This window comes from Azospirillum brasilense (genome assembly GCF_022023855.1).
GTDB lineage: Bacteria > Pseudomonadota > Alphaproteobacteria > Azospirillales > Azospirillaceae > Azospirillum > Azospirillum brasilense_F.
Genome location: NZ_CP059453.1, coordinates 598806 through 624290, shown reverse-complemented (window position 1 = coordinate 624290; position 25485 = coordinate 598806). Strand labels below are relative to the sequence as shown.

22 protein-coding genes are annotated in these 25485 nt (G+C 69.2%); 15 read left to right on the top strand and 7 right to left on the bottom strand.

The features are described from left to right. The first annotated feature begins 203 nt into the window (after window positions 1–203). The 9 genes from H1Q64_RS32600 (at window position 204) to pth (ending at window position 9048) form a co-directional block, all read left to right on the top strand. A complete protein-coding gene (locus H1Q64_RS32600; RefSeq protein ID WP_237908190.1) occupies window positions 204–1904 on the top strand; it encodes a long-chain-fatty-acid--CoA ligase in 1701 nt (566 codons plus the stop codon). A 123-nt stretch (window positions 1905–2027) separates the two neighbouring features. Beyond that, entirely contained in the window at window positions 2028–3014 is a 987-nt protein-coding gene (gene rfaD / locus H1Q64_RS32595) for an ADP-glyceromanno-heptose 6-epimerase (protein WP_137107217.1), read from the top strand. A gap of 71 nt (window positions 3015–3085) precedes the next feature. Next, window positions 3086–3892, top strand: coding sequence for a prolipoprotein diacylglyceryl transferase (gene lgt, locus H1Q64_RS32590; protein ID WP_237907942.1), 807 nt, complete (start codon window positions 3086–3088; stop codon window positions 3890–3892). A gap of 17 nt (window positions 3893–3909) precedes the next feature. Continuing rightward, complete coding sequence (locus H1Q64_RS32585; protein ID WP_237907941.1) at window positions 3910–5040, top strand: class I SAM-dependent methyltransferase; 1131 nt, start codon at window positions 3910–3912, stop codon at window positions 5038–5040. A gap of 31 nt (window positions 5041–5071) precedes the next feature. After that, window positions 5072–5839, top strand: a complete 768-nt coding sequence (pgeF, locus tag H1Q64_RS32580) for a peptidoglycan editing factor PgeF (RefSeq protein WP_237907940.1) — start codon at window positions 5072–5074, stop codon at window positions 5837–5839. 119 nt (window positions 5840–5958) lie between these two features. Next, the gene (locus H1Q64_RS32575) at window positions 5959–6438 is read left to right on the top strand and encodes a bacteriohemerythrin (RefSeq protein WP_237907939.1); all 480 of its coding nucleotides are present in this window, start codon (window positions 5959–5961) and stop codon (window positions 6436–6438) included. A 199-nt stretch (window positions 6439–6637) separates the two neighbouring features. Beyond that, window positions 6638–7573: a ribose-phosphate pyrophosphokinase gene (locus H1Q64_RS32570; RefSeq protein ID WP_014199935.1), complete on the top strand. Its 936-nt coding sequence runs from the start codon at window positions 6638–6640 to the stop codon at window positions 7571–7573. A 198-nt stretch (window positions 7574–7771) separates the two neighbouring features. Then, window positions 7772–8383: a 50S ribosomal protein L25/general stress protein Ctc gene (locus tag H1Q64_RS32565; RefSeq protein ID WP_145677922.1), complete on the top strand. Its 612-nt coding sequence runs from the start codon at window positions 7772–7774 to the stop codon at window positions 8381–8383. Between the two features lie 89 nt (window positions 8384–8472). Next, entirely contained in the window at window positions 8473–9048 is a 576-nt protein-coding gene (gene pth, locus H1Q64_RS32560; protein ID WP_094304061.1) for an aminoacyl-tRNA hydrolase, read from the top strand. Between the two features lie 6 nt (window positions 9049–9054). Here the strand turns inward: pth and yjfF are convergent, their stop codons facing one another. The 7 genes from yjfF to H1Q64_RS32525 all read right to left on the bottom strand — a co-directional run bounded on the left by yjfF (window position 9055) and on the right by H1Q64_RS32525 (window position 17317). Then, the gene (gene yjfF / locus H1Q64_RS32555) at window positions 9055–10032 is read right to left on the bottom strand and encodes a galactofuranose ABC transporter, permease protein YjfF (RefSeq protein ID WP_237907938.1); all 978 of its coding nucleotides are present in this window, start codon (window positions 10030–10032) and stop codon (window positions 9055–9057) included. A 4-nt stretch (window positions 10033–10036) separates the two neighbouring features. After that, window positions 10037–11089, bottom strand: coding sequence for an ABC transporter permease (locus H1Q64_RS32550; protein WP_237907937.1), 1053 nt, complete (start codon window positions 11087–11089; stop codon window positions 10037–10039). Continuing rightward, window positions 11086–12636 carry a galactofuranose ABC transporter, ATP-binding protein YtfR gene (gene ytfR, locus H1Q64_RS32545; RefSeq protein WP_237907936.1) on the bottom strand — a complete coding sequence of 517 codons (1551 nt, stop codon included), beginning with the start codon at window positions 12634–12636 and terminating at the stop codon, window positions 11086–11088. Before ytfR ends, H1Q64_RS32550 begins: the two co-directional genes overlap by 4 nt. A 38-nt stretch (window positions 12637–12674) precedes the next feature. Further along, window positions 12675–13640, bottom strand: coding sequence for a galactofuranose ABC transporter, galactofuranose-binding protein YtfQ (ytfQ, locus tag H1Q64_RS32540; RefSeq protein WP_237907935.1), 966 nt, complete (start codon window positions 13638–13640; stop codon window positions 12675–12677). A gap of 175 nt (window positions 13641–13815) precedes the next feature. Continuing rightward, the gene (locus H1Q64_RS32535; protein ID WP_237907934.1) at window positions 13816–15396 is read right to left on the bottom strand and encodes an aldehyde dehydrogenase (NADP(+)); all 1581 of its coding nucleotides are present in this window, start codon (window positions 15394–15396) and stop codon (window positions 13816–13818) included. 37 nt (window positions 15397–15433) lie between these two features. Then, the gene (locus H1Q64_RS32530) at window positions 15434–16360 is read right to left on the bottom strand and encodes a dihydrodipicolinate synthase family protein (protein ID WP_237907933.1); all 927 of its coding nucleotides are present in this window, start codon (window positions 16358–16360) and stop codon (window positions 15434–15436) included. 60 nt (window positions 16361–16420) lie between these two features. Next, the gene (locus tag H1Q64_RS32525; protein ID WP_237907932.1) at window positions 16421–17317 is read right to left on the bottom strand and encodes an SMP-30/gluconolactonase/LRE family protein; all 897 of its coding nucleotides are present in this window, start codon (window positions 17315–17317) and stop codon (window positions 16421–16423) included. Between the two features lie 152 nt (window positions 17318–17469). Between H1Q64_RS32525 and H1Q64_RS32520 the strand changes: the two genes are divergently transcribed. From H1Q64_RS32520 to H1Q64_RS32495, 6 genes are all read left to right on the top strand, one after another. Beyond that, window positions 17470–18498: a LysR family transcriptional regulator gene (locus tag H1Q64_RS32520; protein WP_237907931.1), complete on the top strand. Its 1029-nt coding sequence runs from the start codon at window positions 17470–17472 to the stop codon at window positions 18496–18498. Between the two features lie 115 nt (window positions 18499–18613). Then, entirely contained in the window at window positions 18614–19690 is a 1077-nt protein-coding gene (gene chvE / locus H1Q64_RS32515) for a multiple monosaccharide ABC transporter substrate-binding protein (RefSeq protein ID WP_330874657.1), read from the top strand. A gap of 78 nt (window positions 19691–19768) precedes the next feature. Further along, entirely contained in the window at window positions 19769–21352 is a 1584-nt protein-coding gene (gene mmsA / locus H1Q64_RS32510; protein WP_330874654.1) for a multiple monosaccharide ABC transporter ATP-binding protein, read from the top strand. Next, window positions 21349–22560, top strand: coding sequence for a multiple monosaccharide ABC transporter permease (gene mmsB / locus H1Q64_RS32505; RefSeq protein WP_114858746.1), 1212 nt, complete (start codon window positions 21349–21351; stop codon window positions 22558–22560). The genes mmsA and mmsB overlap by 4 nt, the downstream gene beginning before the upstream one ends. An 8-nt stretch (window positions 22561–22568) precedes the next feature. Next, window positions 22569–23546: a Gfo/Idh/MocA family protein gene (locus H1Q64_RS32500; protein WP_237907930.1), complete on the top strand. Its 978-nt coding sequence runs from the start codon at window positions 22569–22571 to the stop codon at window positions 23544–23546. Window positions 23547–23657: 111 nt separating this feature from the next. Further along, window positions 23658–25484: an IlvD/Edd family dehydratase gene (locus tag H1Q64_RS32495; RefSeq protein WP_237907929.1), complete on the top strand. Its 1827-nt coding sequence runs from the start codon at window positions 23658–23660 to the stop codon at window positions 25482–25484. The last annotated feature ends 1 nt before the right edge of the window (window position 25485 follow it).

Genomic DNA, 25485 nt, shown 5'->3' with positions numbered 1-25485 from the left:
GGTTTCCAGCGTAATTTTTTCTTCACACCCGCCCTTTGCCTCTGGCGGCGGCCCCGTCACAAGGACCATTTCTCCGGATGACGGGTTACAAAAAGGGCTACAATGAGCCAAAGGCTCCCCGAACAAGATCGAAAACAAGCCCGAACGGGCACCGGGGCCGATCAAAAACCGAATAAGAACCGAACATGGGAGGGATAACGATGATGGGGGATGCGGCCCGTACACTACCGGACCAGAGCTGGACCCTGGGCTACCCACCCGATGTGGACTGGAACGCGCCGATTCCGGTGAAACCGCTGACCGCGCTGCTGGAAGACGCGGCGGCCCGTTTCGCCGAGCGTCCCTTCCTGGACTTCATGGGCAAGCGCTCGACCTACGCGGAGGTGGCGCGGATGGTGGACCGGGCCGCCCGCGGCTTCCAGGCGATCGGCGTCGGCAAGGGCGTGCGCGTCGGGCTGTTCCTGCCCAACACGCCTTATTTCGTGATCTGCTACTTCGCGATCCTGAAGGCCGGCGGGACGGTGGTGAACTTCAACCCCCTCTACGCCGAGCGGGAGCTGCACCACCAGATCACCGACAGCGGCGTCGAGCTGATGGTCACGCTCGACCTCACGGTGCTTTATGGCAAGATGGCGCGGATGCTCGCCGAATCGGGGCTGAAGCGGCTGGTGATCTGCCCGATGGCCGACATCCTGCCCTTCCCCAAGAACTGGCTGTTCCCTATCGTCAAGCGGGGGGAGCTGGCGCGCATCCCCGCGGACGACCGCCACCTGTCCTTCCGCCGGCTCGTCGCCAACGACGGCGTCCCGAAGCCGGTCGCCATCGACCCGGCGGAGGACGTGGCTGTGCTGCAATACACCGGCGGGACCACCGGCGTGCCCAAGGGCGCCATGCTGACCCACGCCAACCTCTACGCCAACACCGAGCAGTGCAGCCTGTGGTTCGTCGGCGCGCGGCAGGGGGAGGAGCGGATGCTGGGCGTTTTGCCCTTCTTCCACGTCTTCGCCATGACGGTGGTGATGAACTTCAGCATCCGCATCGGGGCGGAGATCGTGATGCTGCCCCGCTTCGAGCTGGATCAGGTGATGGAGACCATCCACGCCAGGAAGCCGACGCTGTTCCCGGCGGTGCCGACCATCTACACGGCGATCAACCACCACAGGCATCTGGAGAAATACGACCTCTCCTCGATCCGCTACTGCCTGTCGGGCGGCGCCCCCTTGCCGGTGGAGGTCAAGGAGGCGTTCGAGCGGAACACCGGCTGCGTCCTGGTGGAGGGCTACGGCCTGTCCGAATCCTCCCCCGTTGCCACCGCGAATCCGATAACCGGGCTGAACAAGGCCGGCTCCATCGGCCTGCCCCTGCCCGGCACGCTGATCGAGATCGTCAGCCTGGAGGAGCCGCGCCGCGTCCTGCCCGTCGGCGAGAAGGGCGAGGTGTGCATCCGCGGCCCGCAGGTGATGAAGGGCTATTGGAACAAGCCGTCCGAAACGGCGCTGACCCTGGTGGACGGGCGCCTGCACACCGGCGACGTCGGCTACATGGACGAGGACGGCTACACCCACATCGTCGACCGCATCAAGGACATGATCCTGTGCAGCGGCTTCAACGTCTACCCGCGCAACGTGGAGGAGGCGATCTACCTGCACCCCGCCGTCGCGGAATGCGTGGTCGCCGGGCTGCCCGACGAGTACCGCGGCCAGACGGTGAAGGCCTACATCCGCGTCGACGACGGCAAGACCCTGACGCGGGAGGAGCTGATCGACTTCCTCAAGGACAAGCTCTCCCCCATCGAGATGCCCAAGGCGGTCGAGTTCCGCGGTGAGCTGCCCAAGACGATGATCGGCAAGCTGTCGCGCAAGGCCCTGCTGGACGAGGAGGAGGAGCGGCGGAAGGGCGCATGAGGGGCAGCGCGCCCTTCCGGAACCGCAGGGTGGCCATACGCCCCACCCCACCTTGCGGCCCCGCCCCCCGGACCCTATAAGGACGCTCGTCCTTTCTTTCGGTCCGGCGGCAAGGAAAAGCGCATGATCGTGGTCACCGGTGGGGCCGGTTTCATCGGCTCGAACCTCGTGGCGGCCCTGGCCGCGCGCGGAATCACCAACGTCGCGGTGATCGACCGCTTCGGCGACGGGGAGAAGTGGCAGAATCTCGCCAAGCGGGAACTCGCCACCCTCGTCGCTCCGGAGAACGCGCTCGCCTTCCTCGACCAGCACGCCGCCGAGATCGACGTGATCTTCCACCTCGGCGCCATCTCGGCGACGACGGAGCGCGACGTGGACAAGATCGTCGCCAACAACGTGGCGCTGACGCTGGACCTCTGGCGCTGGTCCTCCTGGCGGGGGGCGCGGCTGATCTACGCCTCCTCCGCCGCGACCTACGGCGACGGCTCCGCCGGCTTCGACGACGACGGGTCGCCGGAGGCGCTGGCGGCCCTGCGCCCGCTCAACGCCTATGGCTGGTCCAAGCATCTGATCGACCGCCGCGTCGCCCGCGTGGTGACGGAGGGCGACATCGTGCCGCCGCAGTGGGCGGGCCTGAAGTTCTTCAACGTCTACGGCCCGAACGAGCGGCACAAGGACGACATGATGAGCGTCGTCGCCAAGCTGCACCCCAAGCTCAAGGCCGGGGAGCCGGCGCGGCTGTTCAAGTCGCACCGTCCGGAGTTCGAGGACGGCGGGCAGCTCCGCGACTTCATCTTCGTGGACGACTGCGTGGCGGTGATGCTCTGGCTGTACGACAACCCGCAGGTCAGCGGGTTGTTCAACGTCGGCACCGGCAAGGCCCGCAGCTTCAAGGATCTGGCGCTCGCCACCTTCGCCGCTCTGGGGCTGGAGCCGCGCGTCGAGTATTTCGACATGCCGGCTGAGCTTCAGGGCAAATACCAGTATTTCACCGAGGCGCGCACCGAACGCCTGCGCGCCGCCGGATTCGACCAGCCCTTCACCGAGCTGGAAGAGGGCGTGCGCCGCTACGTCCAGGATTTCCTGTCGCAGCCCGACCCCTACCGCTGACGGTCCCGCCTCCCCCGCCGAGAGGGGGGCGCCGATACACCAGCCCAAACAACATAAGGCACCCGCCGCGCATGCTCGCCATCGCCTTTCCCGCCATCGACCCCGTGGCGTTCGAACTCGGGCCGATCGTCATCCGCTGGTACGCGCTGGCCTATCTGGCGGGCTTCGTGCTCGGCTGGCGCTACTGCCTGGCGCTGGCCCGCAGCACGCCGGGCCGCCCCTCGGCGGAGGATTACGACGACTTCCTGACCTGGGCCGTGGTCGGCGTCATCCTGGGCGGGCGGATCGGCTACGTGCTGTTCTACAACCTGCCCTTCTACCTCCAGAATCCACTCGACGCGCTGATGGTCTGGCACGGCGGCATGTCCTTCCACGGCGGGCTGATCGGCGTGTTGGGCGCGATCCTGCTGTTCTGCTGGAAGCGGGGCCTGTCGCCACTGGCCTTCGGCGACCTGATCGCCGCAGCGGCCCCCATCGGGCTGTTCTTCGGCCGCATCGCCAACTTCATCAACGGCGAGCTGTACGGCCGCCCGGCGCCCGACGTGTCCTGGGCCGTGGTGTTCCCGCGCGACCCGCTGCAGGTGCCGCGGCACCCCAGCCAGCTCTATGAAGCCTTCCTGGAAGGGGCGGTTCTGTTCGTCCTCCTGGCCATCCTGGTGCGGATGCCGGCCGTGCGCGGTCGGGCCGGCATGACGGCGGGCATCTTCTTCATCGGCTACGGCCTGTCGCGAATCATCGCGGAGTTCTTCCGCGAGCCGGATGCGCAGCTGGGCTTCCTCTACGCCGGGGCGACGATGGGACAACTTCTGTCGGTGCCGATGGTTCTGTTCGGTGTGTGGCTGGTCGCCCAGGCCCGCCGCCGCCCCGCCGCCGCCTGAGTTCGGAAGGTCCCGCCATGAGTGATGCCGCCCCGGACAGCCTCGCCCACCACCTCGCCCGCCGCATCCTGATGGACGGGCCGCTGTCGGTTGCCGCCTTCATGGCGGAGGCGCTGGGGCATCCGCGCTTCGGCTATTACATGCGCCAGGACCCCTTCGGCGTGTCGGGCGACTTCACCACCGCCCCGGAAATCAGCCAGATGTTCGGCGAGCTGGCCGGGCTGTGGTGCGTCGACACCTGGGCGCGGCTGGGCGGCCCCGCCCCCGTCCATCTGGTGGAGCTGGGGCCGGGCCGCGGCACGCTGATGCAGGACGCCCTGCGCGCCGCCGCGCTCGTCCCCGCCTTCCGCGAGGCCGCCCAGGTCCATCTCGTCGAGACCAGCCCGACGCTGCGCGGCCGCCAGAAGGAAACCCTGGCCGGCCTTCCGGTCGCTTGGCACGACCGGCTGGAGGACGTGCCCGAAGGCCCGACCCTGATCCTCGCCAACGAGTTCTTCGACGCGCTGCCCATCCGTCAGGTCCAGAAGACCAACCATGGCTGGTTCGAGCGGCTGATCGACCTCGACCCCGCCGCATCCGCCGACACGCCCCGCTTCCGCTTCGTCCTGGAGGCCTTCGGCAGCGCCGGCGCCCGGCTGATCCCGCCTGCCCTGCGCGACGCGCCGGAGGGCAGCGTGGTCGAGGTTTCCCCGGCGTCTCAGGCGGTGGCCCGGCTGATCGGGGAGCGTCTGGCGACCCATCCCGGCGCGGCGCTGGTCATCGACTACGGCTACCGCGGCGGACCGGCGGTCGGCGACACGCTCCAGGCGCTGCGCCGCCACGCCTACGCCCCGGTGCTGGACGCGCCGGGCGAGGCCGACCTGACCGCCCATGTGGACTTCGCCGCCATCGCCGCCGCCGCGCGCGACGGCGGGGCGGAGGGCTTCGGGCCGGTGGATCAGGGCGACTGGCTGGCCCGGCTGGGCATCCAGCCGCGCGCCGCCGCGCTGAAGCGCAGCGCCACGGCCAAGCAGGCCGCGGACATCGACTCCGCATTGGCCCGCTTGATCGCGCCCGACCAAATGGGCACCCTCTTCAAGGTTCTGGCCCTCGCCTCCCCCGGCCTCGGGCCTCCGGCGGGCTTTGAAAGCCCGGATTTGGCATCCTAACAAGAGATCGCGACAGCAAAGGGACGGGTTCGTGATTACGCTTGGCGCGCTGAACGACATCACCCACATCCGACATGCCTTCTTCACCCGCACCGGCGGCGTGTCGACGGGGCTGTACGCCTCGCTGAACGTCGGCTACGGGTCCGGGGACGCGCCCGCCGCCGTGGCGGAGAACCGCGCGCGCGCCGCGGCCCGCATGGACGTTCCGCCGGAGCGGCTCGTCACCTGCTACCAGGTGCACAGCCCGACCTGCGTCGCCGTCACCGAGCCCTGGACGCCCGATCAGGCGCCCCACGCCGACGCCATGGCGACCGACCGTCCGGGGATCGCGCTGGGCATCCTGACCGCCGACTGCGCCCCGGTGCTGTTCGCCGACGAGAAGTCCCGCGTCATCGGCGCCGCCCACGCCGGCTGGAAGGGCGCCAAGGGCGGCGTTCTGGAGGCGACCATCGCGCGCATGGAGGAGCTGGGCGCCAAGCGCAACCGCATCGTCGCCGCCATCGGCCCCTGCATCGCCCAGCGCTCCTACGAGGTCGGTCCGGAATTCCCCGCCCCCTTCCTGTCGGAAGACCCGCGCAACCGCGATTATTTCGCGCCGGCCCGCCGCCCGGACCATTTCCTGTTCGATCTGGCCGGCTACATCACCCGCCGCCTGGGCGACACCGGGGTGGAGATCATCCAGCGCTGCCCCAACGACACGGTGGTCGAGGAGGACCGCTTCTTCAGCTACCGCCGGTCCTGCCTGCGCGGCGAGAAGGACTATGGGCGCGGCCTGTCGGCCATCGTCCTTCAGGGCTGAGCACGATAGAAAAGTTCCGACCCGAAATTTGTTCTTACCTCTGACTGATTGCGATACGACCTATTTCAGGTAAGATCGATTCTCAAGGGTGAGGGCATTCCGGAGAGGGAGACGCCGGCATGACAATGGACGCGCACCGGGACGACACGCATCGGGGCGACGGGCGGGGCGGCGACGGGCGGGGCGATTGGCGCAGCGCGCGGATGGTGCTCGACAACGGCGGGCTGGACGCCGACCACCGGATGCAGCACGAGTTGATCCGCCGCTTCGTTGCCTTGCCGGGCGAGGAAGCGGAGCGCAAGCCGGCGCTGGCTCTGCTGAACGAGCTGCGCCGCGTCTCGGTCCGCCACTTCCTGCGGGAGGAGCGGGTCCAGGCCTCCATGCGCTACCCGCATCTGGAGGAGCACCGGGCGCAGCACCGCCGGCTGGCCACCCTGCTGGACGACATCATCGGGCAGGTGGACGCCGAGGAGTCGGCCTTCGAGTACGGCTATGTGAAGGCCAAGGCGGACGAGCTTCTGCAATTCTGGTTCTTCGACCATTTCGTGAAGGCCGACCTGCCCATGAAATCGCACCTTGCGAAGTTCGCTGTGCGGTGATGCGCAAGCGTCCTGCCGCCACGCTTGCGCCATGCGGGAATCGCAGGGCCGGCTGGCTGCGGCGTCTTGAACCGCCCGTCATGGAACGTTTACATAGGTCCGGCCCTTTGTTATGGTCCGCCGCGTTTTCAAGGGGCGGCGTCGGCAAGGGACTGACGGGCGCACCGGAACCTATTCCCTGCAGAGAGAGCCGACTGCGATGAAGGTGCTTGCCGGCAACAGCAACCGTCCGCTGGCCGAGGCCATCTCCACCTGTCTCGGCGTGCCGCTGACCAAAGCGAGCATCCGCCGTTTTTCGGACATGGAGGTGTTCGTCGAAATCCTGGAGAACGTGCGCGGCGAAGACGTGTTCGTGGTCCAGTCGACGTCGTTCCCGGCCAATGACAACCTGATGGAGCTGCTGGTCACCATCGACGCCCTGCGTCGCGGGTCGGCCCGGCGCATCACGGCGGTCCTCCCCTACTACGGCTATGCGCGCCAGGATCGCAAGACCGGCCCGCGCACGCCGATCTCGGCCAAGCTGGTCGCCAACCTGATCACCCAGGCCGGCGCCAACCGCGTGCTGACCATGGACCTGCATGCGGGCCAGATCCAGGGTTTCTTCGACATCCCGACCGACAACCTGATGGCCGCCCCGGTGTTCGAGAAGGACATCCGTGCGACCTTCGAGGACATCGGCGAGGTGACGATGGTGTCGCCCGACGTCGGCGGCGTGGTGCGCGCCCGCTCGCTGGCCAAGCGGCTGGACGCCGATCTCGCCATTATCGACAAGCGGCGTGAGCGCGCCGGCGTGTCGGAGGTGATGAACATCATCGGCGACGTCAAGAACCGCCGCTGCATCCTGCTCGACGACATCGTGGATTCGGGCGGCACACTGTGCAACGCCGCGGTCGCCCTGATGGACGCCGGTGCGAAGTCGGTCCACGCCTATTGCACCCACGGCGTCCTTTCCGGCGGTGCGGTGGCCCGCGTCGCCGTGTCGCCGCTGGAGCAGCTGGTCACCACCGACAGCATCCAGGCGACCGAGGCCGTGCGCGTGTCCCGCAACATCCGCCAGCTCACCATCGCCCCGCTGCTGGCCGACGCGATCACCCGCATCAGCGAGGAGCGTTCGGTGTCGAGCCTGTTCTCGTAACGGCGCCGGACCACACGCGAAAAGCCCTTCCCCTTCGCGGGGGAAGGGCTTTTTTCATGGGCGCCATCTTTTCATAAGGGCCATCCGGGAGTTTCCGGACTCTTTCCTTGACGCCGCGCCCCGCATGGCTTAATCACCGCGCCCACGCGTCAGCACCCCTGGAGGCTGGCGCTTTTTTCCGTTCAAGGAGTTCTTCCGATGACGCAGATCGTTCCGCTCAGCGCCGAAGCGCGCGACCGGGCCGGCAAGGGGACCGCCCGCCAGACCCGTCGTGATGGCCGTATCCCGGCCGTGATCTACGGTGGCAAGCAGGCCCCCATCATGATTTCGCTGGAGAAGTTCGCGTTCACCCGCGTTCTGAACCAGGCGGGCTTCTTCACGCACCTGTTCGACGTCACCGTCGATGGCGCCACCCACCGGGTCCTGCCGCGCGACGTGCAGTTCCATCCGGTCACCGACGTCCCGCTGCACGTCGACTTCCTGCGCGTCTCCGCCGAAACCCGCACCACCGTGCAGGTTCCGGTCGAATTCGTCGACCAGGAGAAGTCGCCGGGCCTGAAGCGCGGCGGCGTGCTGAACATCGTCCGCCACGAGCTGGACGTGACCGTCTCCGCCGGCAACATCCCGGAGCAGATCACGATCTCCTGCGAGGGCTACGACGTCGGCGATTCGATCCACATTTCTTCGGTGAAGCTGCCGGAGGGTGTTGCCTCGACCATCACCGACCGCGACTTCACGATCGCCACGATCGTCGCCCCGTCGGGCCTGAAGTCCGAAGAGGCCGAGGGCACCGAGGCCGCCGCTTCCTGATCGGAGGCCGCCTTTGGGGTTGCGACAGGGGGCTTCGGCCCCCTGTTTCGTTTCCGGCCTACGCTGTTTCGAGATGAGGAGAATGCGCCATGCTGCTGCTGGTGGGATTGGGCAACCCTGGCGCCGAATACGCGCGCAACCGGCACAACATCGGCTTCATGGCGGTGGAGGAGATCGCCCGCCGCCACGGCTTCGGCCCCTGGCGCAAGCGCTTTCAAGGCCAGACCGCCGAGGGCACGATCGGCGGCGAGAAGGTGATCGCGCTGGAGCCGCTGACCTTCATGAACCTGTCCGGCCAATCGGTCACCGCGGCCGTCCAGTTCTTCAAGCTGAAGCCCGAGGACGTCGTCGTCATCCATGACGAGCTGGACCTCCCGCCCGGCAAGATCCGGGTGAAGAAGGGCGGAGGGCATGGCGGGCACAACGGCCTGCGCTCCATCGACGCGCATCTCGGCAAGGAATACTGGCGCATCCGCCTGGGCATCGGGCATCCGGGCGACAAGGACCGGGTCAGTGGCTATGTGCTGCACGACTTCGCCAAGGCCGAGCAGAGCTGGCTCGACCCGCTGATCGACGCCGTCGCCGACGCCTTCCCGCTGGTCGTCAAGGGGCAGGCGGAGAACTTCATGAACAAGGTCACCCTGGCGACCGCACCCGCCAAGTAAACGGGACTACGCCTCCGCCGGGGCGCCGCCGCGGCCGGTCCAGACCGCCAGCAGGCCCTTCTGCAGCAGGATGAAGACGAACAGCAGGACCCCGATGGCGATCTTCGTCCACCAACTGCTGAGGCTGCCGTCGAAAGTGATGTAGGTCTGGATCAGACCCTGGATCAGCACGCCGATGAAGGTGCCGATCACGTAGCCGTAGCCCCCGGTCAACTGCGTGCCGCCGATCACCACCGCGGTGATGGTGTCCAGCTCCACCCCCGTCGCCGCCAGCGAATAGCCGGCCCCGGTGTAAAGCGAGAAGACGATCCCCGCCAGCCCGGCCAGCAGCCCCGACAGGGCGTAGACCGCCACCGTGGTGCGCCCCACCGGCACGCCCATCAGCTCCGCCGACTGCCGGTTGCCGCCAAGCGCGTAGAGGTTGGCGCCGAAGCGCGTCCAATGGGCGCACACCACCGCAGCCGCCACCACCCCCAGCATCAACAGCGCCGGCAGGGTCAGCTTGCCCCCACCATCGAAGCGCAGCGCGAGTTCGCCCAGCTCGGCGTAGAGCGGGTGGTTGATCGGAATTGAATCGGTGCTCAGCACGAAGCCGAGGCCGCGGGCGACGAACATGCCGGCCAGCGTGACGATGAAGGGCGGCATCTGGAAGACGTGGATGACGGCGCCCATCGCCGCGCCGAAGCCACCGGCCACCGCCAGCGCCACGGCGAAGGCGGAGAAGGGGTGCCAGCCGCCCTGTTCGATCAGCACGGCCAGCAGCACGGTGGTGAAGCCGATCACCGCCCCCACCGACAGGTCGATGCCGCCCGACAGGATCACGAAGGTCATGCCGACCGCCGTGATGCCGAGGAAGGCGTTGTCGGTCAGCAGGTTGCCGACGACCCGCAGCGAGGCGAAGTTGGGGAACTGCGCGGCGCAGAGCAGGAAGCCGACCACCAGGACGGCGCTGGTCACCAGCAGGGGAAGGAAGCGGTGAATCATGGCGTCACGCTCCCGCGCTCGGGCTTGGACTCTCGGGCTTGGCCCGTGGCGGGGCCGGCGGCTGGGCGGGCCGGGGGCTGGCCGGGCGCGGCAGGAACAGCATCAGGGTCGGCGATTGCAGCAGCAGGACGACCATCAGGACGCCCGCCTTGACGATCAGGTTGAACTCCGGCTTGAAGCCGCTCAGCAGGATGCCGGTGTTCATCGCCTGGATGGTCAGCGCGCCCACCACCGACAGCAGCAGCCCGAACCGGCCGCCGAGCAGGGAGGTGCCGCCGACCACCACCGCCAGGATGGCGTCCAGCTCCAGCCACAGGCCGGCGTTGTTGGCGTCGGCGCCGCGGATGTCGGCGGCGACCACCAGACCGGCGACCGCGGCGCACAGGCCGCACCAGACATAGACGGCGATCAGCACGACCGGCGTGTTGACGCCCGCCCCGGCGCTGGACAGCCGGTTGACCCCGACCGCCTCGATCATCAGCCCCAGCGCGGTCATCCGGACCAGCAGCGCGGTCACCCCCAGCAGGACGGCGGTGATGACCACCGGCATCGGCACGGTCAGGAACGACCCGCTGCCGATGAAGGCGAGGCCGGGGCTGGTGAAGGTGACGATCTGCCCTTCGGTGACGAGCTGGGCAATGCCGCGCCCGGCGACCATCAGGATCAGGGTGGCGACGATCGGCTGGATGCGCAGGACCGCCACCAGAAGCCCGTTCCACAGGCCGCAGAGCAGGCCGGCCGCCAGCGACGCCGCCAGCACCGGGGCGAGCCCCCAGCCCGCCTGGGTCAGGGTGGCGGCGACCGCGCCGGAGATCGCCATCACCGCGCCGACCGACAGGTCGACGCCGCGGGTGGCGATGACCATGGTCATGCCGATGGCGAGCAGCGCCACCGGGGCGCCGCGGTTCAGCACGTCGATCAGGCTGCCGAACAGCCGGCCGTCCTGCAGGCGGATGGAAAAGAAGTCGGGGAAGAGCAGCCAGTTGGCCAGCAGCACGGCGGCCAGCGCGCCGTATTGCGGCAGGTTGCGCGACGGGCCGGGAAGCGGCCGCGTCATGGGCGCGCCTCCCCGTGAACGGGCTCCGACGCGATGGCGGCGACGATGCGGTCCACGGCGACCTCCCCTCCCCTCAGCTCCGCCACATGGCGGCGGTCGCGCAGCACGACGACGCGGCGGCTGTAGGCGACGATCTCCTCAAGCTCCGACGAGACGACCAGCAGGGCCATGCCGTCGGCGCACAGCTGCTCGATCAGGCGGATGATCTCGGCGTGGGCGCCCACGTCGATGCCGCGCGTCGGCTCGTCGAGGATCAGAAGGCGCGGCTCGGTCGCCAGCCAGCGGGCGAGCAGCGCCTTCTGCTGGTTGCCGCCGGACAGGAGCTGGATCGGCTGCTCCGCGTGCGGCGTGCGGATGTCGAGAAGCCGGATGAAGCGGTCGGCGATCTCCTCCTGGCGGCGGCGCGGGATCGGCCGCAGCCAGCCCTGCCGCGCCTGGAGCGCCAGGATGATGTTCTCGCGCACCGAGAGCGCGCCGACGATGCCCTCTTTCTTGCGGTCCTCCGGGCAGAATCCGAAGCCGAGCCGGATGGCGTCGCGCGGCCCGCGCAGCCGCACCGCTTGGCCGTCCACCGCCACCTCGCCCCGGTCGGCGCGGTCCATGCCGAAGACCAGCCGCGCCGTCTCCGTCCGGCCGGAGCCGAGCAGCCCGGCGAGCCCCACCACCTCGCCGGGGCGGATGGCGAGGTCGAAGGGCTCGACGCTGCGCGCCTTGCCGTAGCCGCGGAAGCGGACCAGCGGCGGCCGGGCGTCCTCTTCCCCGTCATCCGCCGGCGGGGCGATGCGGTGGGCCGCCGCCTCCAGCTCCCGCCCGAGCATCATGGCGACGAGGTCGAGGCGCGGCAGCTCCGCGGTGCGCCGCTCCCCCACCAGGCGGCCGTTGCGCAGCACGGTGATGCGGTCGCATAGCGCGTAGACCTGATCGAGGAAATGGGTGACGAAGACGATGCCGATGCCACGCGAGCGCAGGGTCCGCATCACCTTGAAGAGAACCGCCACCTCCTGCGCGTCGAGGCTGGCCGTCGGCTCGTCGAGGATCAGCACCTTGGCCGACATGTCCACCGCGCGGGCGATGGCGACGATCTGCTGCGTCGCCACCGAGAAGCGGCCGAGCGGCGCCGTCACGTCGAGGGACAGGCCGTAGGGGATCAGCACCGCCCGCGCCCGCCGCCGCATGGCGCCGCGGTCGACCAGACCGAAACGCATGGGTTGCCGGCCGAGGAACAGGTTCTCCGCCACCGACAGGTTCGGCAGCAGATTCACCTCTTGATAGACGGTGCCGATGTGCAGGCGCTGCGCCTCCTCCACGCCGCGGGGGGCGATGGCCCGCCCCTCCAGCGTCACGGTGCCGGCGTCGCGCTGGTAGACACCGGTCAGCGTCTTGATCAGCGTCGACTTGCCGGCGCCGTTCTCGCCGAGGAGGGCGTGGATCTCGCCATGGCGCACGGTGAAATCCACGCCGTCCAGCGCCTGGACGCCCAGGAAGGCCTTGGACAGGCCGCGGATCGCCAGAAGCGGCGGGGACGCGGTGGGGGTGGGGTCCGTCATGCGGGGGGCCTCGCCGGCGGTGCCGTGGGACGGCCGGGTCAGTAGGCGTCCTTGCGGCGTTCGTACTCGGCCTTGGCGGTGTCGGGGGTGAACAGCGCCGATTCCGTCTGGATCCACTTCGGCGGCGCCTTGCCATCCTTCTTGAAGGCGATCAGCGCGTCGAAGGCCGGGCCGGCCATGTTCGGCGTCAGTTCCACGGTCGCGTTGGCCTCGCCGTCGGCCATCGCCTTGAAGATGTCGGGCACGCCGTCGATGGACACGACCAGGATGTCCTTGCCCGGCTTCAGCCCGGCCTCCTTGATCGCCTGGATGGCGCCGACCGCCATGTCGTCGTTGTGGGCGTAGACCGCGCAGATGCCCTTGCCACCGTTCTCCGCCTTGATGAAGCTCTCCATCACCTCCTTGCCCTTGGCGCGGGTGAAATCGCCGGACTGGGTGCGGACGATCTTCATGCCGGGATTCTTGGCGACGACCTCGTCGAAGCCCTTCTTGCGGTTGATGGCGGGGGAGGAGCCGACGGTGCCCTGGAGTTCGACCACGTTGCAGGTGCCGCCGGTCTGCTTGGCCAGCCACTCGCCGGCGACCCGGCCCTCCAGCACCGTGTCGGAGGTGACGGCGGTCATGTAGAGGCCGGGGTCCCGGGTCTCGATCTGGCGGTCGAGCAGGACGACCGGGATCTTCGCCTCCTTCGCCTCCTTCAGCACCGAATCCCAGCCGGTCGCCACCACGGGGGCGATGAAGATGGCGTCCACGCCCTGGGCGACGAAGGAACGCACGGCCTTGATCTGGTTTTCCTGCTTCTGCTGGGCGTCGGAGATCTTCAGGTCGATCCCGCGCTTCTCGGCCTCCGCCTTGGCGGTCTTGGTCTCGGCGGCGCGCCAGCCCGATTCCGAGCCGATCTGCGAGAAGCCGACCACCAGCTTCCCGTCGGCGGCCTGCGCGCCGCCGAGCCCGATCAACAAGGCCGCGGCGGCAGCGGCGGAGATCAGCCATGTCCTGGACATACCGTTTCACTCCCCTGGGTGTCTTGTCATCGATCCGGGCGGCGCCCGCTCGCATCTGTTCGTTGCACCAACATTAGGCATCGAAAACCATATCTGTCCAATACGATTCTCGACCGAAGCGATACCGAAACCGGCATGATCGCCCGATGCGGGCAAAGCGTTGCCGGTCCTTCCCTCAGACCTGTCCGGGCACACCGTCGATCCACCGCCACAGGCCGAGCGGATTGCCGTCGCGCAGCGCCTCCGGCAGCAGGGCGGCGGGAATGTCCTGGTAGCAGACCGGGCGCAGGAAGCGCCGGATCGCCAAGGTGCCGACCGAGGTGGTCCGGCTGTCCGAGGTCGCCGGAAAGGGGCCGCCATGGACCATGGCGTGGCAGACCTCGACGCCGGTCGGCCAGCCGTTGGCCAGGATGCGGCCCGCCTTGCGCTCCAGGGTCGGCAGCAGCGCGGCCACAGCATCGCCGTCCGCCGGCTCCATCTGCACGGTCGCGGTGAGCTGGCCCTCCAGCCGCTCGGCGACGGTCCGCATCGCCGCGACGTCCGGGCAACGGATCAGCAGCGACGCCGCCCCGAACACCTCGTCCTGCAAGGCCGTGTCGGCGAGGAAGGCGTCGGCCGTCGTGCCGAACAGGGCGGCTTGCGCCTGGTTGGGGCCGCTGCACGCCAAGCCGCGGGCGAGCGTCGCCACGGCGGCGCTGCCGGACAGACGCCCCACTCCCGAATCGTAGGCGGCGCGGATGGCCGGGGTCAGCATGGTCGAGGCGGCGCTGCCACCCAGCGCCTCCACCGCGGCGGCGATGAAGCGGTCGAGGTCCGGCCCGTCGACGCCCAGCAGAATGCCGGGGTTGGTGCAAAATTGGCCGGCGCCCATGGTCAGCGACGCCACGAAGCCCTTGCCCAGCGCCTCGGCCCGCGCGGCGAGCGCCGCCGGCATCAGGAAGACCGGGTTGACGCTGCTCATCTCCGCATAGACCGGAATCGGCTCGGGCCGGCGGGCCGCCGCTTCCATCAAAGCCAAGCCGCCGCCACGCGAGCCGGTGAAGCCCACCGCCTTGATGCGCGGGTCGGTGACGAGCGCCGTTCCGATGGGGTTGCCGACGCCGAACAGCAGCGAGAAGACGCCCTCGGGCAGTCCGCAGGAAGCCACCGCCGCCCGGATGGCCCGGCCGACCAGCTCCGACGTGCCGGGATGGGCGGAGTGGCCCTTGACCACCACCGGGCAGCCGGCGGCCAGCGCCGACGCGGTGTCGCCCCCGGCCACCGAGAAGGCCAGCGGGAAATTCGACGCGCCGAACACCGCGACCGGGCCGAGCGCGATGTGGCGCTGCCGCACATCGGGGCGCGGCAGCGGCTTGCGCTCCGGCTGGGCCGGGTCGATGCGGGCCTCCAGCCAGCCGCCCTCGCGCACCGTCTGGGCGAACAGGCGGAGCTGGCCGACGGTGCGCCCGCGCTCCCCTTCCAGCCGAGGGCGCGGCAGGCCGCTCTCGGCCATGGCGCGGAGGATCAGCTCGTCGCCGAGGTCGAGGATGTTCGCCGCGATGGTCTCCAGGAAGGCGGCCCGCGCCTCCAGCCCGGTCTCGCGGAAGGCGTCGAAGGCGGCCCAGGCCAGCGCGCAGGCGCGCTCGACCTCCGCCGCCGCGCCGCCGCCGAAGACCGGCTCCAGTTCCGCGCCGGTGGCGGGGTCGACGGCGCGGAACGCGCCGTCGGAGCCGCGGTGGCTCTCGGCGCCGATCAGCATCTCGCCGGTGATGGTCATCAAAGGTCTCCCGGTTGGGCGAGGGGTGGCGCCGTCCTCAGCGCGCCCAGCGCAGGACCAGCGGGTCGAGGCGACGGGCGGCGTCGAGCAGGCCGGCGCGGCTGGCCGGGTGCGGGTCGGTCAGCGGGTGGCGCACGGCGTCGCAGGCGATGATGCCACCCTCCTTCATCAGGATCTTGGCGGTGGCAAGCCCGCACTGGCGGTTCTCGTGGTTGATCAGCGGCAGCCAGCGCCCGTAGGCGGCCACCGCCGCCTCGCGGTCGCCGGCCAGGAAGGGATCGATGATCCGGCGGATGCCGTCGGGATAGCCGCCGCCCGTCATGGCTCCGGTGGCGCCGGCGTCGAGATCGGCCAGCAGGGTGATCGCCTCCTCGCCGTCCCACGGTCCCTCGATGGCGTCGCCGCCCAGCTCGATCAGCCGGCGCAGCTTGGCGGCGGCCTGCGGCACCTCGACCTTGAAGTAGGCGACGTTGGCGATCTCCCGCGCCATGCGGGCCAGCAGTTCCGCCGACAGCGCGGTGCCGCTGACCGGGGCGTCCTGGATCATGATCGGGATGTCGATGGCGTCGGACACCCGCTGGAAGAAGGAGACGATGCCTGCCTCGGGCACGCGGATGGTGGCGCCGTGGTAGGGCGGCATGACCATCACCATGGCGGCCCCCAGCTCCTGGGCGCGGCGGCTGCGCGCGGCGCAGGCGGCGGTGCTGAAATGGGTGGTGGTGACGATGACCGGCACCCGGCCGGCGACATGGCCGAGGATGGTCTCCATCAGCACGTCGCGCTCGGCGTCGGTCAGCACGAACTGCTCGGAGAAGTTGGCGAGGATGCACAGGCCGTCGGAGCCGGCGTCGATCATGAAATCGACGCAACGCGTCTGCCCGGCGAGATCGAGGTCCCCCGTCTCGGTGAAGATGGTGGGAACGACGGGGAACACTCCCCGGTAGGGGCGGGCGCTGGGGGCCATGGCCGTTGGGGTCCTTCTGTCGGGTAAATTGCGGGCCGGGTCGGTTTGCGGAGGAGCCGGTCAGCCCGGCGGATGCCCGAAGCGGCCGGGCGGCAGACCGCGCACGCCGGGATCGCACTCGAACAGCGCGCCGGCCAGCGGTTCGTCGGGGCGGCCGTCGCGGCCGATGCCGTGCGCCGCGGTGGTCACGAACAGCCGGTCGAGGGCGGAGCCGGCGAAGACACAGGAGGTGACCCGCGACACCGGCAGCGCGATCGTACGCTCCAGCGTGCCGTCGGGCCGGAATCGACTGACCCGCCCGCCGTCCCAATGGGCGACCCACAGGCCGCCCTCGGCATCGCAGGTCATGCCGTCGGGATAGCCGTCGGCCTCAGCGAAGCGGATGTGGGCGCGCTTGCCGGACAGCCGTCCCGCGCCGTCCAGATTGAAGGCGTGGATCGTCCGCGCCGCGCTGTCGGTGTGGTAGAGCGTCCGCCCGTCCGGCGACAGGGCCGGGCCGTTGGCGACGGTGTAGCCCTCATCCAAGCAGGTGATCGACCCGTCGGGGTCGAGCCGGTGGAAGGCGCCGGATTGTGTTTCCTCCCCGTCGTCCATGCTGCCGATCCACAGGCGCCCCTGCGCGTCGGCCTTGGCGTCGTTCAGCCGGTTGCCCGGTCGGTCGGGGTCGATCCGCGCCAGTTCCCCGGCGATCACCACGCGGCCCGGCTCCAGCCGCAACCGCACCACCCGGCGCGAGCGCAGCCCGGCGATGAAGCCGTCGCCATCGGCGCATTCCACCAGCCAGCAGGCTGCGTCCTCCAGCGCCCAGTGCGTTTGGCTGCCGTCGTCGAGCCCGTGGCGCAGAATCCGCGATCCGTGGATGTCGACGAAGAAGACGGCGCCCTGCGTCGGCGACCACAGCGGGCCTTCGCCCAGGAGCGCCCGGACGGGCCAGACACAACGAACCTCCTGCGGCATGCCGTGTGGCCTCCCCCTCGCTGTCCCGTTCTGAATTTTGTTGACCATACGAACAATAGAGAGCGTTCTGATAATCGTCCAATACGAATATCGGCGCCGGCGATACGAGATTTCGTATGTTGGCGCTATCGCCAGACCGGAGGCCCCCGCCCGTGACCCCGCACCGTTTCCCGGCCAACTGGTTCCTCAAGGCCCGGCTGAAGCTGCGCCATCTCCAGCTGTTCGTGGCCCTGGACGAGCACCGCAACCTGCACCGCGCCGCCGCCAGCCTCACCATGTCGCAGCCGGCCGCCTCGAAGCTGCTGGGCGATCTGGAAGACTCTCTGGGCGTCACCTTGTTCGAGCGCCATGGCCGCGGCGTCGAACCGAACTGGTACGGCAGCCTGATGATCCGCCACGCGCGGACGATCCTCAGCGGCTTGCAGGAGGCGGGGGAGGAGCTGAACGACCTGCTGGCCGGCCACAGCGGCAGCGTTTCCATCGGCACGGTGATGGCCCCGGCGGTGGAGCTGGTGGTGCCGGTGATCACCACGCTGACCCACGATCACCCCGACCTGAAGATCGCCGTGGCGGTGGAGACCAGCGACGTGCTGGCCGAGCGGGTGCAGCAGGGCGTCATGGATTTCGCGGTTGGGCGCCTGCCCGGCCATGTCGACGCCGCGTGCTTCGAGTATCAGGAGATCAGCAGCGAGGAGCTGTGCTTCGTCTGCCGCGACGGCCACCCGCTGCTGCGGCTCGGCCGTCCGCTGACCGCGGCCGATCTGGTGGACGCCACCTGGATTCTCCAGCCCCTGGGCAGCCTGCTGCGCAGCCGGGTCGAGGCCCTGTTCCGCGCCGAGGGGGTTCCGCCGCCGCGCAAGGTGATCGAAAGCGCCTCGCCCGTCATTTCCCTGGCGATGGTCGCCGAAAACGATTCGGTCACCGTCTTCGCCCGCGCGCTCGCCCAGGTGTTCTCGCCCACCGGCAGCTGCACCATCGTGCCCTTCCACAAGCGCTTCAGCGTCGAGCCGTACGGCATCTTCTGGCTGAAGGACCGTCCGCTGTCGCCGGGCGCCCGCACCGCCCTGACCGCCTTGCGGGAGGCGTCCGACGCCAAGATGCGCCGCGCGCAGGAAACGCCCCAGCCCAGCCCTGCAAGCGATACCGAAATGTGTATGGATTCCGCCAATAATCGTATTTGACAGTTATGGTTTTTCGGCCGATTGCTAGCCTTACAAACATTGCGCCACCCGACACCCGTTCAAGAGCCGCGGGTGTGGCCAACCCGGTGCCGCAGAAGGGGGAGGAAATCGGCCCATGTCTTCTTCATTCACGACCACACTGGCCGGAATGGCCGTCGGCGTGCTGGCCCTCACCGTTGCCGCCGCGCCGACGCTGGCGCAGGACAAGCCCACCGTCGGCATCGCGATGCCCACCAAGTCCTCGGCCCGCTGGATCGACGACGGCAACAACATGGTCAAGCAGTTCCAGGCCAAGGGCTACAAGACCGACCTGCAATACGCCGAGGACGATATCCCCAACCAGCTCGCCCAGATCGAGACTATGGTCGCCAAGAACAGCAAGGTTCTGGTGATCGCCGCCATCGACGGCACGACGTTGACCGACGTGCTTCAGCAGGCCAAGGATCGCGGGGTCAAGGTCATCGCCTACGACCGGCTGATCCGCGGGTCGGAGAATGTCGACTATTACGCGACCTTCGACAATTTCCAGGTCGGCGTGCTCCAGGGCAGCTACATCGTCGACGCGCTGGGCCTGAAGGACGGCAAGGGCCCCTTCACCATCGAGCTGTTCGGCGGCTCGCCCGACGACAACAACGCCTATTTCTTCTACAACGGCGCCATGTCGGTGCTGCAGCCCCACATCGACAGCGGCAAGCTGAAGGTGGGCAGCGGTCAGGTGGGTATGGACAAGGTGTCCACCCTGCGCTGGGACGGCGCCACCGCCCAGGCCCGCATGGACAATCTGCTGAGCGCCTTCTACGGCAACCGCCGCGTCGACGCCGTGCTGTCGCCCTACGACGGGATCAGCATCGGCATCATCTCCTCGCTGAAGGGGGTCGGCTACGGCTCGCCGTCGCAGCCGATGCCGGTGGTGACCGGCCAGGACGCCGAGGTGCCCTCGATCAAGTCGATCCTGGCGGGCGAGCAGCGCGCCACCGTCTTCAAGGACACCCGCGAACTGGCCCGGATCACGGTCGAGATGGTCGACGCGGTGCTCGGTGGCGGCACGCCGCCGGTCAACGACACCAAGACCTACGACAACGGCAAGAAGGTCGTCCCGGCCTACCTGCTGAAGCCGGTCAGCGTGGACGCGTCGAACTGGAAGAGCACGCTGGTCGGCAGCGGCTACTACACCGAAGCGCAGTTCAAGTGACGAAGCGGCGCGGGGCGGGCGCCGACCGGCGCCCCCCGCCATCAGCCTGAGGTTCGACCGGGCGATCGGAGGATTCTCATGAACTCCATCCTGGAGCGGTCCAGTCTGGCGATGCCGATCCTGGAAATGAAGGGCATCACCAAAACGTTTCCCGGCGTGAAGGCGCTGGACGACGTCAACCTGTCGGTCCGCGAGGGTGAGATCCACGCGCTGATCGGCGAGAACGGCGCCGGCAAGTCGACGCTGATGAAGGTGCTGAGCGGGGTCTACCCGCAAGGCAGCTTCGACGGCGAGATCCGCTTCCGCGGCCAGCCTCAGGCCTTCCGCGGCATCGCCGACAGCGAGCGGCTGGGCATCATCATCATCCACCAGGAGCTGGCGCTCGTACCCCTGCTGTCGATCACCGAGAACCTGTTCCTCGGCAACGAGCAGGCGAGCCGTGGGGTGATCGACTGGGACGCGGCCACCCTGCGGGCGCGGGAGCTGCTGCGCTTGGTCGGGCTGCACGACCCGCCGGAGACCCTGATCACCGACATCGGCGTCGGCAAGCAGCAGCTCGTGGAGATCGCCAAGGCGCTGTCCAAGGAGGTCAAGCTGCTCATCCTGGACGAGCCGACCGCCAGCCTGAACGAGAGCGACAGCGACGCCCTGCTGGACCTGCTGCTGCAGTTCAAGGCGCGCGGCATCGCCTCCATCCTCATCTCGCACAAGCTGAACGAGATCGCCAAGGTCGCCGACCGGGTGACCATCCTGCGCGACGGCACGACGGTGGAGACGCTGGACTGCCGCGAGGCGGTGGTCAGCCAAGACCGCATCATCCGCGGCATGGTCGGGCGCGCCCTGTCGGACCGCTACCCCCGGCGGACCACCGTGCCCGGCGAGGTGCTGTTCGAGGTCAAGGGATGGAGCGCCGACCACCCGGCCCATCCCGGCCGGCGCGTCGTCCGCGACGTGAACCTGACCGTCCGCCGCGGCGAGGTGGTGGGCATCGCCGGGCTGATGGGCGCCGGCCGCACCGAATTCGCGATGAGCCTGTTCGGCCGCTCCTACGGCCGCAACATCCGCGGGCAAGCCTTCCTCGACGGGCGGGAGATCGACGTCTCCACCATCAGCCGGGCCATGGCGAACGGCCTCGCCTACGCGACGGAGGACCGCAAGCATCTCGGCCTCGTGCTCGACAACGACATCCGCCACAACGTCACGCTGGCGAACCTCAGGGGGGTGGCGAAACGCTGGGTCATCGACCATGAGCGCGAGGTCCAGGTGGCGGAGGAGTTCCGGCGCCGGCTGCGCATCCGCTGCCCCGACGTGTTCCAGGAGACGGTCAACCTGTCGGGCGGCAACCAGCAGAAGGTCGTGCTCAGCAAATGGCTGTTCGCCGACCCGCAGGTGCTGATCCTCGACGAACCGACCCGCGGCATCGACGTCGGCGCCAAGTACGAGATCTACACCATCATCAACCAGCTGGTCGCCGAGGGCCGGGGCGTCCTCCTGATCTCCTCCGAAATGCCGGAACTGCTGGGCGTCGCCGACCGCATCTGCGTGATGAACGCCGGCGAAATGGTCGCTGAGATGCCGGCGGCCGAGGCCAGCCAGGAGAAAATCATGGGAGCGATCATGCGCTCCGGCGAGACGCTGATGTGCGGGGAGGCTCTGCCATGAGTGCCGAACTCAACCTTCCGGCGCGCGGGCCGCGGGTGTCCATGGGACGGTTCGTGAAGGCGCACATGCGCGAGTACGGCATGCTGCTGTCGCTGGTCGCGATCGTCCTGTTCTTCCAATACATGACCGACGGCACGCTGCTGCAGCCGCTGAACCTGACCAACCTCGTGCTGCAGAACAGCTACATCGTCATCATGGCGCTGGGCATGCTTCTGGTGATCGTCGCCGGGCACATCGACCTGTCGGTGGGCTCGGTCGTCGCCCTCATCGGGGCGCTGGCGGCGACGCTGATGGTGCGGCTCCACCTGGACTTCGTCACCACGACGCTGCTGTGCCTGCTGGCCGGGGCGGCGATCGGGGCGGTGCAGGGCTTCTGGGTCGCCTATCTGCGCATCCCCTCCTTCATCGTGACGCTGGCCGGCATGCTGGTCTTCCGCGGCCTATGCCTGATCCTGCTGGCCGGCCAGTCGGTCGGTCCCTTCCCGGTGGAGTTCCAGCGCCTCAGCTCCGGCTTCATCCCCGACTTCCTGGCGCTGGACGCCCTCAACCTGGGCAAGTTCCACCTGACCAGCCTGCTGCTCTGCGCGGCCGTGGCCGCCGCGATGGTGGCGATGAACACCAGGGCGCGCCTGCGCCGGCAGAGCGTCGCCATCGAGCAGGAGCCGCTGCCGCTGTTTGTGGCGAAGAACGTCGCGCTGGCCGCCGTGCTGATCTATGTCGGGCAGTTGATGGCCTCCTACCGCGGCCTGCCCAACGTGCTGATCATCATGAGCGTGCTGATCGCGCTCTACAGCTTCGTCACCCGCAACACCACGGTGGGGCGGCGCGTCTATGCGCTGGGCGGCAACGAGAAGGCGGCCAAGCTGTCCGGCATCGACACCCGGCGGCTCAGCTTCTACACCTTCGTCAACATGGGGGTGCTGGCGGCGCTGGCCGGGCTGATCTTCGCCGCAAGGCTGAACACCGCCACGCCGAAGGCCGGCGTTTCGTTCGAGCTGGACGTGATCGCCGCCTGCTTCATCGGCGGCGCCTCGGCCTCGGGCGGGGTCGGGCGGGTGACCGGCGCGGTGATCGGCGCCTTCATCATGGGCGTGATGAACAACGGCATGTCGATCCTGGGCATCGGCATCGACTGGCAGCAGGTCATCAAGGGCATGGTGCTGCTCGCCGCCGTCACCATCGACGTCTACAACAAGAACAAGGCGTGAGGACCGTCATGACCCGTCCCGCCCCGCTCACCCTCGGCATCGTCGGCTTCGGCAAGATCGCCCGCGACCAGCATGTCCCGGCCATCGCCGCCACCGGCCTGTTCCGGCTCGCCGCGGTGGTCAGCCCGCACGGCGCAGCCCCGGAGGAAACCGGGCTCGGCGACGTGCCGGTCTTCCGCAGCCAGACGGAGATGCTGGCCGCCCTGCCCGACCTCGACGCCGTGGCGATCTGCACGCCGCCCGCGGTCCGCCACGCCCTGACGGTGGAGGCGCTGCGCGCCGGCAAGCATGTCCTGATCGAGAAGCCGCCGGCCGCCACCCTGACGGAGCTGCGCCTGCTGCTCGACGCGGCGGAGGGGGCCGGGCGCACGCTGTTCGCCGCTTGGCATTCCCGCTTCAACGCGGCGGTGGAGGAGACGCGGCGGCGGCTGGCCGGCGCCACCGTCCGCCACGCCGCTATCACCTGGAAGGAGGACGTGCGGCGCTGGCATCCCGGCCAGGACTGGATTTTCGCGGCCGGCGGCTTCGGCGTCTTCGATCCCGGCATCAACGCCCTGTCGATCCTGACCGAAATCCTGCCGGCCCCTGTCGTCGTCCGCGACGCCGAGCTGCGGGTCCCCGCCAACCGCGACACGCCCATCGCCGCGACCCTGAGGATGGAAGGTGCGGCGGGCTCCGCCGTCGGGGCGGTGACCGCCGCGTTCGACTTCCTCCAGGAAGGCGAGCAGACCTGGACCATTGCCATCGAGACGGACGGCATAGGGGCGGAGGGTGGGCGGCTCGACCTGACCCACGGCGGCACGCGGCTGAGCGTGGACGGCGTGCCCGTGCTGGCCGAGCCCGACGCCGAGTACCAGGGCATCTACCGCCGCTTCCACCATCTGATCGCGGACACGGCCGGCGATGTCGACGCCCGTCCGCTGCAACTGGTCGCCGACGCCTGTCTGATCGGGCGCTGGCGCACCACCGACGCCTTTCACTGGTAAAGCGCCGGGCGCACCGCCCGGCCGACCCCCGACGACGCCCCGAACGAGGCTCCGAACGACCCCGGCGCCGGCCGACCCCGGTCCGCGCCCCCAACCCGAATTGGTGCCGACATGTCCGATACGAAGCCCTCTCCCCAGCACCCGGAAATCGGCTCCGGCCGGCGGCTGCGGTCGCGCGCGTGGTTCGACAACCCCGACAACCCCGACATGACTGCGCTCTATCTGGAGCGCTACCTGAACTTCGGGCTGACGCGGGAGGAGTTGCAGTCGGGCGCGCCGATCATCGGCATCGCGCAGACCGGCTCCGACCTCAGCCCCTGCAACCGGCACCATCTGGTGCTGGCCGAACGCCTGCGCGAGGGCATCCGCACCGCCGGCGGCATCGCCATCGAGTTCCCCGTCCACCCGATCCAGGAGACCGGCAAGCGGCCGACCGCCTCGATCGACCGCAACCTCGCCTATCTCGGGCTGGTCGAGGTGCTGCACGGCTACCCGCTCGACGGGGTGGTGCTGACGATCGGCTGCGACAAGACCACCCCCGCCTGTTTGATGGCGGCGGCCACCGTGAACATCCCGGCCATCGCCCTGTCGGTCGGCCCGATGCTGAACGGCTGGTTCCGCGGCGAGCGCACCGGCTCGGGCACCATCGTGTGGAAAGCCCGGCAGATGATGGCGGCGGGCGAGATCGACTATCAGGGCTTCATCGAGCTGGTGGCGTCGTCGGCCCCCTCGACCGGCTATTGCAACACGATGGGCACGGCCTCCACGATGAATTCGCTGGCCGAGGTGCTGGGCATGCAGCTCCCCGGCTCCGCCGCCATCCCTGCCCCCTACCGCGAGCGCCAGCAGGCCGCCTACGAGACCGGCAAGCGGATCGTCGCGATGGTCCGCGAGGACCTCAAGCCGTCCGACATCCTGACCCGCGACGCCTTCCTCAACGCCATCGTCGTCAACTCCGCCATCGGCGGCTCGACCAACGCACCGATCCACATCAACGCCATCGCCAAGCACATCGGCGTGCCGCTGACGGTGGAGGACTGGCAGACCCACGGGCACGACGTGCCGCTTCTGGTCAACCTCCAGCCGGCCGGCGAGTATCTAGGCGAGGATTTCCACCGCGCCGGCGGCGTGCCCGCGGTCGTCGCCCAGCTGATGGGCAAGGGGCTGATCCGCGAGGAAGCGCCCACCGTCAACGGCCGGACCATCGGCGAGAACTGCCGCCAGCAGCCGATCCTCGACACGCGGGTGATCCATCCCATCGACGAGCCGCTGATGCCCAACGCCGGCTTCGTGGTGCTGCGCGGCAACCTGTTCGGCGCCGCCATCATGAAGACCAGCGTCATCTCCGACGAGTTCCGCGAACGCTACCTGTCCAACCCGCAGGACCCGGAGGCGTTCGAAGGCAAGGTCGTCGTCTTCGACGGGCCGGAGGACTACCATCACCGCATCGACGACCCCGGCCTGGGCATCGACGCCTACACCATCCTGGTCATCCGCGGCACCGGCCCCATCGGCTATCCGGGAGCGGCGGAGGTGGTCAACATGCGGCCCCCCGCCACGCTGATCAAACAGGGCGTCCATTCCCTTCCCTGCATCGGCGACGGCCGCCAGTCCGGCACCTCGGGATCGCCCTCCATCCTCAACGCGTCCCCGGAGGCAGCGGCGGGCGGCGGGTTGGCCCTGCTGCGCAGCGGCGACCGGGTGCGCATCGACCTGCGCCGCGGCAGCGCCGACATCCTGATCTCGGACGGCGAACTGGCCGACCGCCGCGCCGCTCTGGAGGCCGCGGGGGGCTACCCGATCCCGCCGTCGCAGACCCCCTGGCAGGAGATCCAGCGCGGCATCGTCGACCAGCTCGACGAGGGCATGGTGCTGAAGCCCGCCGTCAAGTACCAGCGCGTCGCCCAGACCATGGGCATCCCGCGCGACAACCACTGAC

Coding starts and splice junctions, on each gene's coding strand:
- H1Q64_RS32600 (WP_237908190.1), top strand. CDS start 204: ATGGGGGATGCGGCCCGTACACTACCGGACCAGAGCTGGACCCTGGGC.
- rfaD (WP_137107217.1), top strand. CDS start 2,028: ATGATCGTGGTCACCGGTGGGGCCGGTTTCATCGGCTCGAACCTCGTG.
- lgt (WP_237907942.1), top strand. CDS start 3,086: ATGCTCGCCATCGCCTTTCCCGCCATCGACCCCGTGGCGTTCGAACTC.
- H1Q64_RS32585 (WP_237907941.1), top strand. CDS start 3,910: ATGAGTGATGCCGCCCCGGACAGCCTCGCCCACCACCTCGCCCGCCGC.
- H1Q64_RS32575 (WP_237907939.1), top strand. CDS start 5,959: ATGACAATGGACGCGCACCGGGACGACACGCATCGGGGCGACGGGCGG.
- H1Q64_RS32570 (WP_014199935.1), top strand. CDS start 6,638: ATGAAGGTGCTTGCCGGCAACAGCAACCGTCCGCTGGCCGAGGCCATC.
- H1Q64_RS32565 (WP_145677922.1), top strand. CDS start 7,772: ATGACGCAGATCGTTCCGCTCAGCGCCGAAGCGCGCGACCGGGCCGGC.
- pth (WP_094304061.1), top strand. CDS start 8,473: ATGCTGCTGCTGGTGGGATTGGGCAACCCTGGCGCCGAATACGCGCGC.
- yjfF (WP_237907938.1), bottom strand. CDS start 10,032: ATGATTCACCGCTTCCTTCCCCTGCTGGTGACCAGCGCCGTCCTGGTG.
- H1Q64_RS32550 (WP_237907937.1), bottom strand. CDS start 11,089: ATGACGCGGCCGCTTCCCGGCCCGTCGCGCAACCTGCCGCAATACGGC.
- ytfR (WP_237907936.1), bottom strand. CDS start 12,636: ATGACGGACCCCACCCCCACCGCGTCCCCGCCGCTTCTGGCGATCCGC.
- ytfQ (WP_237907935.1), bottom strand. CDS start 13,640: ATGTCCAGGACATGGCTGATCTCCGCCGCTGCCGCCGCGGCCTTGTTG.
- H1Q64_RS32535 (WP_237907934.1), bottom strand. CDS start 15,396: ATGACCATCACCGGCGAGATGCTGATCGGCGCCGAGAGCCACCGCGGC.
- H1Q64_RS32530 (WP_237907933.1), bottom strand. CDS start 16,360: ATGGCCCCCAGCGCCCGCCCCTACCGGGGAGTGTTCCCCGTCGTTCCC.
- H1Q64_RS32525 (WP_237907932.1), bottom strand. CDS start 17,317: ATGCCGCAGGAGGTTCGTTGTGTCTGGCCCGTCCGGGCGCTCCTGGGC.
- chvE (WP_330874657.1), top strand. CDS start 18,614: ATGTCTTCTTCATTCACGACCACACTGGCCGGAATGGCCGTCGGCGTG.
- mmsA (WP_330874654.1), top strand. CDS start 19,769: ATGAACTCCATCCTGGAGCGGTCCAGTCTGGCGATGCCGATCCTGGAA.
- mmsB (WP_114858746.1), top strand. CDS start 21,349: ATGAGTGCCGAACTCAACCTTCCGGCGCGCGGGCCGCGGGTGTCCATG.
- H1Q64_RS32500 (WP_237907930.1), top strand. CDS start 22,569: ATGACCCGTCCCGCCCCGCTCACCCTCGGCATCGTCGGCTTCGGCAAG.
- H1Q64_RS32495 (WP_237907929.1), top strand. CDS start 23,658: ATGTCCGATACGAAGCCCTCTCCCCAGCACCCGGAAATCGGCTCCGGC.